At 60.7% G+C, this 14,752-nt stretch carries 13 protein-coding genes and 1 tRNA gene; 9 read left to right on the forward strand and 5 right to left on the reverse strand.

Annotation, left to right across the window (positions count from 1 at the left end; genetic code table 11):
* Positions 1 to 30: 30 nt before the first annotated feature.
* The gene (locus tag ACSQ2A_RS10815) at positions 31 to 1,155 is read right to left on the reverse strand and encodes a 5-methyltetrahydropteroyltriglutamate--homocysteine S-methyltransferase (protein ID WP_436072230.1); all 1,125 of its coding nucleotides are present in this window, start codon (positions 1,153 to 1,155) and stop codon (positions 31 to 33) included.
* A 119-nt stretch (positions 1,156 to 1,274) separates the two neighbouring features.
* On the opposite strand from ACSQ2A_RS10815, the gene ACSQ2A_RS10820 reads away from it, so the two are divergent.
* The 5 genes from ACSQ2A_RS10820 to ACSQ2A_RS10840 are packed head-to-tail and all read left to right on the forward strand — an operon-like array spanning position 1,275 to position 6,343.
* Complete coding sequence (locus tag ACSQ2A_RS10820) at positions 1,275 to 3,140, forward strand: feruloyl-CoA synthase (RefSeq protein ID WP_436072231.1); 1,866 nt, start codon at positions 1,275 to 1,277, stop codon at positions 3,138 to 3,140.
* Positions 3,137 to 4,378, forward strand: coding sequence for a thiolase family protein (locus tag ACSQ2A_RS10825; protein ID WP_436072232.1), 1,242 nt, complete (start codon positions 3,137 to 3,139; stop codon positions 4,376 to 4,378). Before ACSQ2A_RS10820 ends, ACSQ2A_RS10825 begins: the two co-directional genes overlap by 4 nt.
* A complete protein-coding gene (locus tag ACSQ2A_RS10830) occupies positions 4,378 to 5,139 on the forward strand; it encodes an SDR family NAD(P)-dependent oxidoreductase (protein WP_436072283.1) in 762 nt (253 codons plus the stop codon). The genes ACSQ2A_RS10825 and ACSQ2A_RS10830 overlap by 1 nt, the downstream gene beginning before the upstream one ends.
* An 8-nt stretch (positions 5,140 to 5,147) precedes the next feature.
* Entirely contained in the window at positions 5,148 to 5,558 is a 411-nt protein-coding gene (locus ACSQ2A_RS10835) for an acyl-CoA thioesterase (protein ID WP_436072233.1), read from the forward strand.
* Between the two features lie 11 nt (positions 5,559 to 5,569).
* Positions 5,570 to 6,343, forward strand: coding sequence for a crotonase/enoyl-CoA hydratase family protein (locus ACSQ2A_RS10840; protein WP_436072234.1), 774 nt, complete (start codon positions 5,570 to 5,572; stop codon positions 6,341 to 6,343).
* A gap of 2 nt (positions 6,344 to 6,345) precedes the next feature.
* Here the strand turns inward: ACSQ2A_RS10840 and ACSQ2A_RS10845 are convergent, their stop codons facing one another.
* Positions 6,346 to 6,822, reverse strand: coding sequence for a MarR family winged helix-turn-helix transcriptional regulator (locus ACSQ2A_RS10845; protein ID WP_436072235.1), 477 nt, complete (start codon positions 6,820 to 6,822; stop codon positions 6,346 to 6,348).
* A gap of 350 nt (positions 6,823 to 7,172) precedes the next feature.
* On the opposite strand from ACSQ2A_RS10845, the gene ACSQ2A_RS10850 reads away from it, so the two are divergent.
* From ACSQ2A_RS10850 to ACSQ2A_RS10860, 3 genes are all read left to right on the forward strand, one after another.
* Positions 7,173 to 7,706 carry a TRAP transporter small permease gene (locus tag ACSQ2A_RS10850; RefSeq protein ID WP_436072236.1) on the forward strand — a complete coding sequence of 178 codons (534 nt, stop codon included), beginning with the start codon at positions 7,173 to 7,175 and terminating at the stop codon, positions 7,704 to 7,706.
* On the forward strand, positions 7,707 to 9,032 hold the full coding sequence (locus ACSQ2A_RS10855) for a TRAP transporter large permease (RefSeq protein WP_295415127.1): 1,326 nt from the start codon (positions 7,707 to 7,709) through the stop codon (positions 9,030 to 9,032).
* A gap of 69 nt (positions 9,033 to 9,101) precedes the next feature.
* Positions 9,102 to 10,127 carry a TRAP transporter substrate-binding protein gene (locus tag ACSQ2A_RS10860; protein WP_436072237.1) on the forward strand — a complete coding sequence of 342 codons (1,026 nt, stop codon included), beginning with the start codon at positions 9,102 to 9,104 and terminating at the stop codon, positions 10,125 to 10,127.
* 42 nt (positions 10,128 to 10,169) lie between these two features.
* Here ACSQ2A_RS10860 and ACSQ2A_RS10865 read toward each other — a convergent pair whose 3' ends face one another.
* Positions 10,170 to 10,775, reverse strand: a complete 606-nt coding sequence (locus ACSQ2A_RS10865) for a DNA-3-methyladenine glycosylase I (RefSeq protein ID WP_436072238.1) — start codon at positions 10,773 to 10,775, stop codon at positions 10,170 to 10,172.
* Positions 10,776 to 10,926: 151 nt separating this feature from the next.
* Between ACSQ2A_RS10865 and ACSQ2A_RS10870 the strand changes: the two genes are divergently transcribed.
* Positions 10,927 to 11,003, forward strand: a tRNA-Arg gene (locus ACSQ2A_RS10870).
* Between the two features lie 160 nt (positions 11,004 to 11,163).
* Here ACSQ2A_RS10870 and ACSQ2A_RS10875 read toward each other — a convergent pair.
* Both ACSQ2A_RS10875 and ACSQ2A_RS10880 read right to left on the reverse strand, forming a co-directional pair.
* On the reverse strand, positions 11,164 to 13,518 hold the full coding sequence (locus ACSQ2A_RS10875; protein WP_436072239.1) for a S8 family serine peptidase: 2,355 nt from the start codon (positions 13,516 to 13,518) through the stop codon (positions 11,164 to 11,166).
* 12 nt (positions 13,519 to 13,530) lie between these two features.
* Positions 13,531 to 14,460 (reverse strand): AAA family ATPase, encoded by a 930-nt coding sequence (locus ACSQ2A_RS10880; RefSeq protein ID WP_436072240.1) that lies wholly within the window; start codon positions 14,458 to 14,460, stop codon positions 13,531 to 13,533.
* Positions 14,461 to 14,752: the final 292 nt, after the last annotated feature.

Below are 14,752 nucleotides of genomic sequence, written 5' to 3' on the forward strand. Positions count from 1 at the left end.
GCCATCCCCAGGGGTGGCGCGGTTTTGGTTTCAGACGCGGCCCCAGATGGCCTCGGCGGTTTCGACCACGAGGTCGAGCTTGCGGCGCTGGTCGTCGAAGGTAAGGGCATTGCCCTCTTCGGTCGAGGCGAAGCCGCATTGCGGGGCGATGCCGAGCTGGTCGATATCGGCATATTTGCTGGCCGCATCGAACTTGCGCTTGAGATCGTCGAGATCCTCAAGCTCTGCCGTCTTGGTGGTGATGAAGCCGGGCAGGACGCGCTTCTTGCCCTTGGGCAGGAGGCGCAGCGGCTCGAGCCCGCCGGAGCGCTCGTCGTCATATTCCATGAAGTAGATATCGACGTCCGTCTGGTTGAAGACGGCATCGGCGGCTGGATCGTAGGCGCCATCGGCGACCCAGGTCGATTTGAAATTGCCGCGGCACATGTGCATGCCGATCAGCATGTCAGCCGGGCGGTCTGCGATGGCGTCGTGCATCATCTGTGCATAGCGGCCGATCAGCCAATCGGGGTCTTCGCCGCGGGCCTTGCGATCGGCGCGAATCTTTGGATCGCAGAGATAGGCGAAGAAGATGTCGTCCATCTGCAGGTAGCGGCAGCCCGCGGCGTAGAAGGCGTTCACCGCGTCCTTGTAGGTGGCCGTGATGGCATCGAAATAGGCATCGGCATCGTGCTTGTATTCGGCGACCGAGATATCGTCGTCGGCAATTCGGAAGTGGATGGCGCTGGGGCCGGGGATAGAAATTTTTGGCGTCACCTTGGTCTTGGCGGCGACGAATTTGTAGTGCTCCAGCATGGGATGATCGGCGGGGAAGCTGAGTTTTCCCGAAATCACCGGCACGTCGGCCTTGGTGGCGACGCCGTGGAACTGGATGCCGCCGCCTTCGCGCTGGATGATGTCGAGCCCGTTGAGCATGCCCATGAAGTCGAAATGCCACCAGGCGCGGCGGAATTCGCCATCGGTCACGGCTTTCAAACCGGCGTCTTCCTGCATCTTGATGACGTCGGCGATGGCCTGATCTTCGACGGCATGCAGCTCTTCGGCCGAGAGGGTCTTGTCCTCAAAATGCGCCTTGCGCGCTGCCTTTACGGCATCTGGCCGCAGGAAACTGCCGACGATATCGGCATGGTAGGGTGGCTTGACTGGATCGGTCATCTTTCCTCCGAGATGCGTGTTCCGCCTTGGCCGGCGCTTGTCTCTCCTTACCATGGAGCAAGGCCCGTTGCACATGATTTAGATATACAGCATAACTATATTCCGTGAGGGAGGAACTCATGGACGTAAAGGCGACCCCTATCCGTCCCGTGCGGCTGGGCAATATGGCGGCCGAGGCGGAACACCGCCCGGATGGCAGCACCATCGTGCGGTCCATCGAGACGCTGGGCGCCTATCCGCGGTCGATCGTCGATGCGCTTGAGGCCTGGGCGGAGAAGACGCCGGACACGGTTCTCATTGCCGATCGCGAGGGGGGTGGCTGGCGCCCGCTCAGCTTTTCCGAGGTGTTGGCGCGTATGAAGCCGCTAAGCCAGGCACTGCTCGATGCCGGTCTCTCGGCCGAACGGCCGCTGATGATTGTTTCGGGCAATGAGATCGAGCATTTTCTATTGGGGCTCGCCGCGATCTGGGTGGGCATTCCCTATGCCCCGGTCTCGCCGGCCTATTCGCTGCTCTCGAGCGATTTCGGCAAGCTCAGGCACATTGTGGGGCTCGTGACCCCCGGCATGGTCTATGCCAGCGATGGCGAAAAATTCGGGCCGGCGATTGCCGCCACCTTTGCGCCGGACATGCCGCTCATCGTTCGTACCAATCTGCCGGCGGGCCGACCGGCACGGCTCTTCGACGATCTCCTGACGACGCCTGTGACGTCGGCGGTGGCCGCGGCGCATGATGCGATCACGCCGGATACGGTGGCCAAGGTGCTGTTCACCTCCGGTTCGACAGGATTGCCCAAGGGCGTGATCACCACCAATCGGATGATGGCCTGCAATCAGGAAATGATCCGTACGGCACTTGCCTTTCTGAGGGATGAGCCGCCGGTACTGCTCGACTGGATGCCGTGGAACCACGTGGCGGGCGGCAGCCACAATACCGGCATTGCCATCTATAATGGCGGCAGCTTTTACATTGACGACGGCCAGCCAACGCCGGCCCGGTTTGGCGCGACGTTGCGCAATCTCGAAGACGTGCAGCCGACCTTTTTCACCAATGTGCCCAAGGCCTATGAATGCCTTGTCGCCGCGCTTGACGATCATCCCAAGGCACGGCGCAATCTTTTTGCGCGGCTAAAGCTGCTGCAATATGCGGGGGCGGGGCTGTCGCAGCATGTGTTCGATGGGCTCGATCGGGCGGCGCGGGCCGAGACGGGCGAGCGGGTGATGATCATCACCGGCTATGGCTCGACCGAGACGGCGCCCTTTGCGTTCACCACCACCTGGCCGGTGGAACAGGCAGGTCATATCGGCCTGCCGGCCGCAGGCATGACCATCAAGCTCGTGCCTAATGGCGACAAGACGGAACTGCGGCTGAAGGGCCCCAATGTGACGCCCGGCTATTGGCGCGATCCCGTCAAGACGTCTGAGGCATTTGACGAAGAAGGGTTTTATCGGATCGGCGATGCGGTGCGCTATGCAGACCCCGAGGATCTGTCCCGGGGCTTTGTCTTCGATGGCCGGGTGGCGGAGGACTTCAAGCTTTCGACGGGCACCTGGGTCAACTTCGCAGCGGTTCGGTCTGCGGTGATCGGGGCCTGTGCGCCGCTGATCCGCGATTGCGTTCTTACCGGGCTCGATCTCAATTTTGTCGGGGCCATGATTTTTCCCGATCTTGAAGCGTGCAAGCGCCAGGCGGGACTGGCCGCGGACGCCGAGCCCGAGGCGGTCATCGCTCATCCGCTGGTGCGGGCGAAATTTGCCATGGCGCTGGCCGAACTGGCCGAGCGGTCCACCGGCAGCTCCAACCATGTGGCGCGGGCGCTGCTGCTTGCCGGTCTGCCTGATATCGACCGAGGCGAAATTACCGACAAGGGCTCGATCAACCAGCGTGCGGTGCGCGCGCACCGGGCTGACCTCGTTGCCGCGCTGCATGCCGATGCGCCGGGGCCATCCATTCTCGTGCTTGACCGAAAGGGTTTTCACCAATGAGCAAGGGGCTTCGCCTGACCTTTGACGATGTCTGGCTGCTCGGCGGGGCGCGAACGCCCTTTGTCGATTATCGCGGGGCACTCAGCGAGATTTCGCCCATCGATCTCGGCATCAAGGCGGCGCGGGCGGCTATCGAGCGGACTGGCGTCAAGGCGGCGGACATCGGCCATACCATTGCCGGCTCCATGGCCCAGGCCTCGTTCGACGCCTATGTCACGCCGCGCCATATCGGGCTTTATGCCGGTGCGCCGCTCGAAGCGCCGGCGCATCTGGTGCAGCGCATTTGTGGCACGGGGATCGAGGTGATTTCACAGGCGGCGGACAGCGTGTCGCTGGGGCGTGTCGATCTGGCGCTGGCGGCGGGCTGCGAGTCGATGAGCCGCAATCCGATCGCCGCCTATACCCATCGCAACGGCTTTGCCATGGGCAAGGTGGAGTTCAAGGATTTCCTCTGGGAGGCGCTCTACGATCCGGCCGGCTGCGTCAACATGGGTGATACGGCGGAGAACCTGGCAAAGAAATACGGCATTTCCCGCGAACGCGTGGACCGCTTCGCCGAGCGCAGCTTTGGGCGGGCCCTGGCGGCGCGTGATGCCGGCATTCTGGGCGAGGAGATCGTGCCGGTTGTCAGCGAAGCGTTCGAAATCGACGGCCTCGACAAGCGCGGGATTAAGTTGCCCCGCGGCGTCGAGAGCGTTGATGTCGACACCCACATCCGGCCTTCGCCCTATGACGTCCTGGCGAAGCTGAAGCCCGCATTCGGCGGTGTGCAAACGGGCGGAAATTCCTCAGCCATTGTCGATGGGGCAGGGGCGGTGCTGGTCGCCTCTTCCGCCTATGCCCGGGCTAACGGGCACAAGCCGGTGGCGCGCATTCTTGCCAGTGCCGCTGTCGGCGTGCCGCCGCAGATCATGGGTATTGGTCCGGCGCCGGCCATTCGTGCCGTGCTGGAAGTTGCCGGTATGAGGCTCGACCAGATCGGGCGGGTTGAGATCAACGAGGCTTTTGGTGCACAGATTCTCGCTTGCGTGGACGAGTTGGGGCTGGATGAGAGTATTCTCAACGTCAATGGCGGGGCCATTGCGATCGGCCATCCCTTGGGGGTGACGGGCATCAGGCTGGCTCTGACGCTGGCGAACGAGCTGCGCCGGTCCGGCGTCCGCTATGGCGTGGCCTCGGCCTGTATCGGTGGTGGGCAGGGCATTGCGCTGCTGCTCGAAAACCCCGAGGCGGCGTGATGGAGATTTCCGGCAAGACTGCCTTTGTTACCGGCGGAGCCTCTGGTCTTGGTGCTGCAGCCGTGCGGGCGCTGCATGCGGCGGGTGCGACGGTCGGCATTTTCGATCGGGATGTCGGGAAGGGGCAGGCGATAGCCGACGAACTCGGCGGCCGGTTCTTTGCGCTCGATGTGGCCGATGCGGCCGAGGCCGAGGCGGCGGTCAATGCGGCCGTGGCGGCCTTGGGCGTGCCGTCGGTGCTGGTCAATTGCGCAGGTATCGGCACCGCGGCGCGGATCGTTGGGCGCGATGGGCCGATGCCGCTCGATGCCTTCGAGAGGATCGTTCGCGTCAATCTCGTGGGCAGTTTCAATATGATGCGGCTTTGCGCCCATGCCATGTCGCTGGGTGAGCCGGATACCAATGGGCAACGCGGCGTCATCATCTCCACTGCTTCGGTCGCTGCCTTCGAGGGGCAGATCGGGCAGGCGGCCTATGCGGCGTCCAAGGGGGGCATAGTCTCGCTTACCTTGCCGGCAGCGCGGGAATTTGCGCGCTTCGGCATCAGGGTGTTGGCGATTGCGCCGGGTCTTTTCCTCACGCCCCTGCTCGAAGGATTGCCGCAGGAGACCAAGGACGGGCTCGCCGCCGCCATTCCAAATCCGGCGCGTCTCGGTCGGCCGGAGGAATTTGCTGCGCTGGTCCGCGCCATGGTCGAAAACGACTATCTCAACGGCGAAGTCGTGCGCCTCGATGGCGCCCTGCGCATGCAGGCGAAATAGGAGGAGCTATGTTCTCCCATCGTATGAAGCTCACCATCCAGTTCGGTGACTGCGACCCGGCAGGCATTGTCTATTATCCCAACTATTTCCGCTTCTTCGACAATGCGACAGCGGCCATGCTGACCTCGGCCTTCGGCCGGAACAAGCGCAACTGGCTGACGCATTACGGTATTGCCGGAATCCCTATGGTCGATACCGGCGCGCGGTTTCTCAAGCCGAGCACGTTTGGCGACAGTGTGGATATCCAGTCGGAAATCACCGAGTTGGGCCGTTCCAGCTTTTCGGTGCAGCACAGGCTCCTCAAGGGTGGCGAACTGGCGATAGAAGCGCACGAAAAGCGCGTCTGGGTGGTTCGCGACGGCGAGGCGATCCGGTCGGCGCCGCTGCCCGATGATGTGCGGCAGCTGCTGAGCGCGTGAGGAAGGAAATCATGATGGCCGCAGGCGATGTATTGTTGGTGGAGACCAGGGGCGCCATTGCGCATCTGACGCTCAATCGGCCCGAAAAGCGCAATGCGCTCAGCGACGATCTCGTCTCTGCGCTCGACGCCTATTTTTCTGCGGTGCCGGACACGGTCAGGGCCATCGTCGTATCAGGGGCGGGCGGGCACTTCTCATCGGGTCTCGACCTGTCGCAGCATGTGTCGCGCCAGCCGCTGGAGGTGATGGCGCATTCACGCAACTGGCATCGGGTCATGGCGCAGATCGCCCATTCGCCGGTTCCGGTCGTTGCCGCCATGAGTGGCGCGGTAATGGGGGGTGGGCTCGAATTCGGTGCTGCCTGCCACGTGCGCGTCGCAGAAGAAAGCGTGCGGTTTCAGATGCCCGAGGGGCTGCGGGGCATTTTTGTCGGCGGCGGCGGCTCCGTGTGGATCTCCCGGTTGATCGGGCCGGATCGGTTGACCGAAATGATGCTCACCGGCCGAACCTATTCCGGGGCCGAAGGGGAACGTTTGGGTTTAGCGCATCACGTCGTGCCCGAGGGGCAGGCGCTGGAAAAGGCTTTTGAGCTGGCCGAGCGCATTGCCAGGAATTCCCCGACCGTCAATGCCTTCATCATCCAGGCCATTGCCCAGATCGGCAGCATGCCACCCGAGGCGGGACTCTATGCCGAAAGCCTGACGGCGGCGCTGAGCCAGACCGGACCGGATGCGGAGGAGGGCCTGCGTGCCTTTCTCGAAAAGCGCCCGCCGGTCTTTCGGTGAGATCAGGTCAGGCGATCGAGCAAGGCCAGCAATTGCGCGCGTTCACCCTCGCCGCCGAGCCGGTCGATCAGCTCCTGTTCCATGGCTTCATGCACCTGGCGCGCATGGGCGAGAAAGGTTTCGCCCTCTTCGGTGAGATGCAGGGCGTTGGCGCGCTTGTCGGCAGAAGAGGGAATGCGTTCGACCAGGCCCCGCTCTTCAAGCCCATGCACGAGCGTGACGAAATTGGCGCGCTTGATATCAAGCACTTCGGCGATTTCCGTCTGCTTGCGTCCGGGATTGTCGGCGATCAGCACGAGCACGGAATAGTCAGCCGGACGCAGCTTGAGACTGTCGAAGATCGACAGGAATTTCTGAAAGACACTGAGCTGCGCGCGCCGCAGCCGGTAGCCGATTATGCCAGTTGTGCCGCCGGTCTGCAGTGCATCGCCGGGCTCATGGGCTGAGGGTAGGGCACCTGTGGCACGGTCTTGGGTCATCGACGCTCTCTGGCTCGTGGCGGCAAGCTCGCTTGCTGCTGGGTATTTAGTTATATAGGATAACATTGCCATTGGAGGAATGGCTTTGGGTACTGGCACTGACGCGGCAAGCCGCGGCGGCCGCCTTACTATATTTTCTAAGTTATGAAACGACGCCTTTTCCGAGGTTTTTGGCCAATAGGATAATCGTCAGATTATCGAACGGCGCGAACATCTCATTTTACAACAGTCGGGGGCAGTCGTTTACTTGGTTCGGCTCAGGGCAGGAGGAGCCATGCAAAGCCACTCGAATAAGGGTTGTCCTGTGGGGCGCTGGGTAGCGTTCGCTCGTCTCTTGCAGGGAGCGCGTCATGGATAATACGCCTCTTGGGCGTGCCGTTTTCGGCCTTGCGACGGGCGTCGCCATTGCGGGCGGCGTGGCGCTTGTCGTTGTTACCATCGTCACGCTGATCAGCGTCATCGGGCGGGCGCTGATCCCCTTTGGTCTCAGGCCAATCCTGGGGGACACGGAGATCGTGCAGTTCGGCGTGCTCTTCGCCATTTTCTGCTCTTTGCCGCTGACGCAGTATCTGCGCGGCCATGCCGATGTGTCGCTCATTACCGACTATTTTTCGCCACGCGTCGCGGCGGTGATTGAAGTGGTCATGGATCTCGTGATGCTCGCCGCCACTGGCTTCATCGTCTGGCGTTTCGGCGTCGGCATGATGGACAAGATGGGCAATCGCGAGATGAGCATCATCCTGCATATCCCCATCTGGATGGCCTATGCCGCGGCCATGCTTGGCGCCGTCAGCATGCTCCTGGTGAGCCTTTATTGCGTGGTCCGATCCACGGCCAATGCTCTTTCGCGAACACCCCACAAGCCCGAACCGGGAATCTTCTGAATGAGCAATATCGAACTGGGCCTCTGGTCGTTCCCGGTGCTCTTGCTGCTGATCTTCCTGCGCATGCCGATCGGGCTCGCCATGCTGGTCGTTGGTGTCGTCGGCAATTATCTCATCACCAAAAGCTGGAACCCGAGCTTTGCGCTCTTCAAGTCGCTGACCTATTCCACCTTTTCGAGCTATTCCTTCGCCGTCGTGCCGCTTTTCCTGCTCATGGGACAGTTTGCGGCCATGAGCGGGGTGTCGCGCTCGCTGTTTGACGCCGCCACAGCCTGGCTCGGCCATCGCAAGGGCGGCGTGGCCATGGCCTCCATCGGCGCCTGTACGGCCTTCGGCTCGATCTGCGGCTCGTCGCTGGCGACCGCTGCCACCATGGGCCAGATCGCGCTGCCCGAATTGAAGCGCCACGGCTATTCGGGTGCGTTGGCAACAGGCACGCTGGCGGCTGGCGGCACAATCGGCATTCTGGTGCCGCCGTCCTGGATACTCGTCATCTATGCCATCCTGACCGAGCAGAATATCGCCAAGCTGTTCCTGGCGGCCATCGTGCCGGGCTTGCTCGCTGCTATCGGCTATTGCGTTACCATCGCCATCGTGGCGCGGCTGAAGCCGGAAAGCGCCGGCACGCCCTATCCGCGCATGCCCTATGCCGACCGCTTCCGGCAACTGGGCCGCATCTGGCCAGCGCCGCTCATCTTCATTCTGGTGATCGGCGGCATCTATACGGGCATCTTTACGCCGACCGAGGCGGCAGCTGTTGGTGCGGTAGGTACAGGCCTCATAGCCATTTTCAACCGGACGTTGACCTGGCCGGCCTTCCGCACCGCCATGGTACAGATGGCGACAGGCACGGGCATGATTTTCATGATCATTCTCGGCGCCGCGGCGCTCAACAATTTCCTGGCGCTCAGCCAGTTGCCGCAGGCCGCCGCTGCCTTCGTCACCGAACAGGGGTTTAATCCCTGGCTGGTGCTGACGCTGATCCTGATCATGTACCTGATCCTCGGCGGCCCGATGGATTCCCTGTCCATGATCCTGCTCACCATTCCGATCGTCTATCCGGTGACCCTGGCGCTCGATTTCGGCCTCAGCCACGAAGAGTTTTCGATCTGGTTCGGCATCCTCACGCTTGTCGTGGTGGAGGTGGGGCTCATCAGTCCGCCGGTGGGGATGAATCTTTTTGTCATCAACTCGATGAGCAAAGGCACGTCCATTGGCCAGACCTTCCTTGGCGTTACGCCATTTCTGGTCTCGGACCTCGTGCGCACCGTGATCCTGGTGGCGTTCCCCACCATTTCGCTCTTCCTCGTGCGATGGCTCTATTGACCATGCCGGGGCAGTAAATCCGGGCCGCTCGGCCCGGAACAGAACACCGATCCATAGGAGGGAGGAACTATGAAGAGACGTGAATTTCTGATCGGGGCGGCAGCGGGAACTGCTGTTCTTGCCTCGCCCGCCATCGTGCGGGCCCAAGACGTGCGCGTGCACCAGATGCTGCCCGCGCAGGCGACTATCCCCGCCAAGGCCATCGAGCCCTGGGTCAAACGCGTCGAGGAGGCTTCAGGTGGGCGGCTCAAGTTCGAGCTTTATCCCGCCATGCAACTCGGCGGCGCGCCTGGCGATCTCTTTGACCAGGCCAAGGATGGCGTGGTCGATCTGATCTGGACCGTGCTCGGCTATACGCCCGGACGCTTCCCCAAGTCCGAAGTCTTCGAACTGCCCTTCATGGTAACCAAGGCCGAACCGACCTCGGTCGCCTTCCAGAACTATGTGGAAGCCAACGCTCTCAACGAGTTCGACGGCGTCAAGCTGATCTGCGTCCACGGCCATGGCCCGGGTCTTTTCCACACCAAGGACCCTGTCACAAAACTGGAAGATCTCAAGGGCATGAAGATCCGCGGTGGCTCGCGCATCATCAGCGACATGCTGGCCCGTCTCGGGGCCGAGCCCATCGGCATGCCGGTGCCGCAGGTGCCGGAGGCGCTCTCGACCGGCGTGATCAATGGCACGACCATTCCCTGGGAAGTAACGCCATCGCTCAAGGTCGCAGAGCTGGTCAAGAACCATACCGGCTTCTCGGGTAGTCATGGGCTCTATACCCAGACCTTCGCCTTCACCATGAATCTCGACCGCTACAACGGGCTGCCGGACGATCTCAAGGCGGTTATCGATGCCAATTCCGGCATCGAGACGGCTCGTGAGTTCGGCCGCGTGATGGACGCCGGCGACGCCGTTGGCCTCAAGATCGCGACCGATGCGGGCAATAACATCATCCAGCTCGATGAAGCGGAAACGGCCCGTTGGAAAGAGGCCGCTCAGCCCACCATCGACCAGTGGTTTGCCGACATGCAGGCCGCTGGCACAGACGGCAAGGCGCTCTATGACGCTGCGAAAGCGACCATCGAAGCCGAAGGTGTCTAGCTGCAACTGGCCCTGTCGCCTCGCGACAGGGCTTTTCCGCCTTTATCGACCAGGAACGATGAAGAGCTTTCGGTCGGCTGCTGCCTTTTCACGGCTGATACAGCCGATGGCGTGGTCATTGACGAGGCCCATGGCCTGCATGAAGGCAAAGACCGTCGTTGGCCCGACGAATTTCCAGCCCCGTTTCTTGAGGTCCTTCGAAAGGGCGATGGCGGCGAGGCTGGTGGTCATGCTCTGCGGCAGCGTTTCGTCCGCCGGCGCTTCATAGCGCCAGATATAAGCGGCAAGCGAGCCGGCCTCCTTGATCAGTTCCTGGGCGCGCCGGGCATTGTTGATGGCGGCTTCGATCTTGCCGCGATGGCGCACGATGCCCTTGTCGGCAAGGAGGCGATCGATATCGATCTCGGTGAAGGCTGCGACCTTGTCGATATCAAAGCCAGCAAACCCGGCCCTGAACGCTTCGCGCTTGTTGAGGATGGTCCGCCAGCTCAGCCCTGACTGAAAGCCTTCGAGGCAGAGCTTCTCAAAGAGGCGCGTGTCGTCACTGACAGGAAAACCCCATTCGTGATCGTGATAGGGCAGGAATTCCGGCGCGCCGGAGCACCAGCGGCAACGGGGCAATCCGTCGGGACCGGGAACAGTGGTCATAGGCTATTCTCCAAGGGCGAAATCCTGCTCTCCCACAGCCTGATGCCAGTTCCTGTCAGGACTTATCAAGCGCCTGGATTTCCCCCGTTGCACGGAAGGCAAGCTTCGACTAGTTTGCGCCCACTCCCCGGGCCCTGCCCGAATCCGGCATGCACCCGTAGCTCAGCTGGATAGAGCGCTGCCCTCCGAAGGCAGAGGTCGTGAGTTCGAATCTCGCCGGGTGCGCCAAATTCTGCCATTCAGAATAAAACTGCGAACTCAATAGATCTGAGTGTCGCGTTAGGGGCCGTAAACGGACAGGCAGCTCTTGGCGGGCGGATCATTGAAAGCCGCCTTCAAGTGTTGCTATTGGCGGCGTGAGTGGCGATCCTCGCATCCGGCTTCAGCATTACGCCCTCAGAGCCACTTCCTGGTACAGCTCCACCAGTGCCTCGTGCCATAGCTCAACGGCCACGGCGAAGGTCTGTTGGTCAACCAAATTTGCAGCCCATTTCCCTTCACATTTGACCACCAGGTAGTAGTTGTCGCCATATCCGGACATGTCTCGCTTCCGAATATAAGTACCCACTTGCAGCGTGCCAGCCTCTCGCATGGTCAGGTTTGGAGTAAGGTCGCAGAGATACCTATTTTCAAAGGTGTAGGCCTCGCCGCCGGCGTCCTCTTTCTCATCGGCTTCCCATTTGCGGAAGCGTTCGAAAACCTCCGCAGCGCTTTTCCCCCTCACCAACTGGTACCCCATTTTTATACCAAGGTATTCCTTGCGGCTGTTTCGCACCGGGGGGTCAAAGGCGAGCGAGACCTTGATGTGCCGAGTGCCACGAGCGGTCTGGAAATCGGTAGGGATAGGTACCTGATAGACAGCAAAACGGTCCACCAGAAGGCTGTCTTCCACTGCCATCACAACCCGGCCATCTTCGGACGCAATCGCGAGGTTTAGATCGGATACCCCGTATCCTGCGTACCTGAAATGTTCGCGCCCATTCGCCGATGTCACCCGATCCAGTAAATCCTCGGGATGATCGGTTCCCAAGCCCATCAGGGCGCGGATAAAGTTAGCGCTCGCGTTTGGAAATTCCTCGAGTAGTGCGGCTGCTTTGAACGCGGCCGCTGGCGCGGCAAACGAGGTACCGTGCCGGTATTCCATCAGGCTTTGGAGATAGTTGGGGTTGAGGGTCAGTACGCCGCAACTCTCACGATCTGCGAAAAGGCGCGCATTAAAGCCGGACCAAACCGCAGTGCCACCGTACTCCGCAACATCCGGCTTGATCCCATCATTGAAGCCGGGACCAGAGCGGCTGAATGGCGATGGGTGGTGTGCGTCGGTGATGGGAACAATGTCCACGTCGTGGATATCGTCAGGCATAAGACCGTTGCCGTGGGCTAGGGATCCAACGACCAGTGAGCTTACTGAGCTGGCGGGTTCGTAAAGTCGATTCTCCTCCTTCAGCAAGTAATTGGGATAGATACCCAGCCCCTCGTCCTTCAGGCGCTGACTGATCTCGCCTATGTTGCCAGCGGATAAGGTAACGATCACGCCAAGCTCTCGCACGAGATTGTCCAACGTCATCGCCCAGTTCGAAGGCCTACCGCCTACGAGGTGCTCGATGTCCGCCAGCGAAATGTTGATAACGCGGCAGCCGAATTCATCGTGCAGCCTTCGAATGGCCTCCTCGATGATGTCGGCCACGGTGCGGTCTTCGTCAAATCTTCCACGGGCGTCGACAACCTTTGCACTCGCTATTCGAAATCTCGGCCGGAGGCGATCATGCTGAATTTGTTCCGCGACAGAACCATAGGCGGCCAGGGCCGCAACAGCGGTTCCGTGGCGCCTCTCATCGTCGCTTCCCAATCGTTCCGGCACACCGAAGGCGCCGGCGACGACACCCGCAAGCATTGGGTGTGATGCAATGATCCCCGAGTCTATGATGCCAACGCAAATTGAACCTGGCGGCGGAGCATCAATCGGCGGAAGGTCATCTACCGTCATTTCTGCACCCTCGTCAGGCGCAAAATCCGGCACAGGAGGGAGATCGATCCACGCAACCTCTTTCAGTGCGAGAAGCTCACGAAGGCCAATTCCGGATATTCGTACCCGCGCGATAAAAATACCCGCGCCTCGATATTGGCTTAGAAGCTCGCCATCATATTCCTGAACCTTGCGCTCGACGCGGTTGAGATGGAGCTCCCGAACAAGACGATCGTCGATATCCCAGAGCTCTACATCGACCAGAAATTCGGTGTCATTGTCGATGTCCTCGGCAGTGGCGAAACCATGCCGAACAAGCGCGGTGCCAATTCGATCATCAGGTTCCAATTCGTCAAAGCTATCGACCACGCCTAATATACCTGCGTGTCGGGCACCCTTTTGTCCGGCGGGAATGGGTCCAGCATACTGTGTGGTGCGCTGCTGCAGGACGCGCAGTTGAGGGTCGGTAGAGATGACGATGGTGGCCTGATTTCCACGCTGCTCAAGGATTTGAAGGCCGGAATTCTCGAGAGCATCCTCGGCCAAATAGCCGCCGTCGCTCGTATTAATGCGCAGAATTACCGTAGGGTCAGGAGCGACATCGGGTTCGTCGGCATTCCGCTGAGCAGCCCGCTGAACAATTTCGGTTAGCTGCTGGAGAAGCTGCCCACCGTGAGCCCGATTATCCCTCTGCGGACCGCCACCAAAACCAGGTCTTTTGCGTCGTTCGAGTTCACCATCGAGGCGTCTGAGCGTAAGATGAGGCCGGCGAGCCAATGCAATCCTCCACTAAGTCGAGGCGCCCACCTTATTCTGGATATCTTTACGCCGTCGATCCGAATCCATGGCATAGTTAAAGTCGTCATGGGAGATCTTCTTGCGCTTGCCCATGATGGCGTGGCGCATTGCGGTGTAGCAAATCCGCTCCACATCGGCATGACTTCTGCCGACCAGCTCGGATGCATTCTCGGCTATATCGAATTCAACGCCAAAATTGCGCGTTTTGAATTTGATTAGCTGCCTGACTTCTGACGCGCTGGGCCGATCAAATAACACCACTTCGTCGAAGCGACGGATGATAGCGGGGTCGATCGTTGCCTCGAGATTGGTTGCAGCAACAATGAACCCACGACCCTTGAACCGCTCGATCATCAAAAGCAGGTTGTTCACGACACGCCGCATTTCGCTGTGCTCCGAAGGATCGGATCGCGTGCGCGCTAGCGCGTCAAATTCATCGAGGAACAGAAGCGAAGTTTGACGCTCGGCAGCATCGAAGACCCGGCGAAGGTTGGACGCCGTTTCTCCAAGCATTGAGCCGATCAGGGTGTCCAGTTTTGCCACCATCAGCGGTAAACCGAGCTCCTTAGCCATGACCTCTGCGGTTAGGGACTTGCCGCAGCCCGGTGGCCCGCAGAACAACAGTCGCGTTCGCAACGGCAGGCCATGGCTACGAATGTCTTCGCCATGGCGATATTCATCAGCCACATCAAGGAGCGTTCGCGCAACATCGCGCGAGAGAACGAGCTCTTTTACATCGCGCGTCGGTTCTACAAGTTCGACGAACTCATTCGTTCTACCCGCAAGCTGGCTGGATCCGCCAAAAGCCTGGCGCGGGAGCGCCTCCCCACCAGCAAACCGAGCCCGCGATGCTGTCAGCGGTTTTAGGGCCGCAGCTTCCTTCTGCTGCCCCCCGGTCGGTTTGCTTACTGTTCGTGCCATGCGTTCCCCTTACTGTAACAGCGTACAGCACACCCTATGAAACCTCAACTCGACGCGAGCGCATGATCAAGATGCCCCCACAGGTTGTCTTATCATGGCAGCAGCATTGGAGTATCCCAACGCTACTTGGATGATTTCGACGCAGTCGGCGAAGCAATCGAGATGGCCAACATATCGTGAAGCTTCCGGCGCTTGGATCATCAAGCTCGACGCAGCGGTTCCAGTGTGCCAGGGAGTTCCGCAGCGGAACATGGAAATGAACACCTGCATCACCCGCGCACTGGTTGGTCAT

The organism is Devosia sp. LjRoot3 (assembly GCF_964252865.1).
In the GTDB taxonomy this organism is placed as follows: Bacteria; Pseudomonadota; Alphaproteobacteria; order Rhizobiales; family Devosiaceae; genus Devosia.

Bases quoted from the DNA above. Each gene is read 5' to 3' on its own strand.
- ACSQ2A_RS10855 (WP_295415127.1), top strand. From the start codon at position 7,707: ATGAGCAATATCGAACTGGGCCTCTGGTCGTTCCCGGTGCTCTTGCTG.
- ACSQ2A_RS10850 (WP_436072236.1), top strand. From the start codon at position 7,173: ATGGATAATACGCCTCTTGGGCGTGCCGTTTTCGGCCTTGCGACGGGC.
- ACSQ2A_RS10840 (WP_436072234.1), top strand. From the start codon at position 5,570: ATGATGGCCGCAGGCGATGTATTGTTGGTGGAGACCAGGGGCGCCATT.
- ACSQ2A_RS10845 (WP_436072235.1), bottom strand. From the start codon at position 6,822: ATGACCCAAGACCGTGCCACAGGTGCCCTACCCTCAGCCCATGAGCCC.
- ACSQ2A_RS10815 (WP_436072230.1), bottom strand. From the start codon at position 1,155: ATGACCGATCCAGTCAAGCCACCCTACCATGCCGATATCGTCGGCAGT.
- ACSQ2A_RS10820 (WP_436072231.1), top strand. From the start codon at position 1,275: ATGGACGTAAAGGCGACCCCTATCCGTCCCGTGCGGCTGGGCAATATG.
- ACSQ2A_RS10825 (WP_436072232.1), top strand. From the start codon at position 3,137: ATGAGCAAGGGGCTTCGCCTGACCTTTGACGATGTCTGGCTGCTCGGC.
- ACSQ2A_RS10830 (WP_436072283.1), top strand. From the start codon at position 4,378: ATGGAGATTTCCGGCAAGACTGCCTTTGTTACCGGCGGAGCCTCTGGT.
- ACSQ2A_RS10865 (WP_436072238.1), bottom strand. From the start codon at position 10,775: ATGACCACTGTTCCCGGTCCCGACGGATTGCCCCGTTGCCGCTGGTGC.
- ACSQ2A_RS10835 (WP_436072233.1), top strand. From the start codon at position 5,148: ATGTTCTCCCATCGTATGAAGCTCACCATCCAGTTCGGTGACTGCGAC.
- ACSQ2A_RS10880 (WP_436072240.1), bottom strand. From the start codon at position 14,460: ATGGCACGAACAGTAAGCAAACCGACCGGGGGGCAGCAGAAGGAAGCT.
- ACSQ2A_RS10860 (WP_436072237.1), top strand. From the start codon at position 9,102: ATGAAGAGACGTGAATTTCTGATCGGGGCGGCAGCGGGAACTGCTGTT.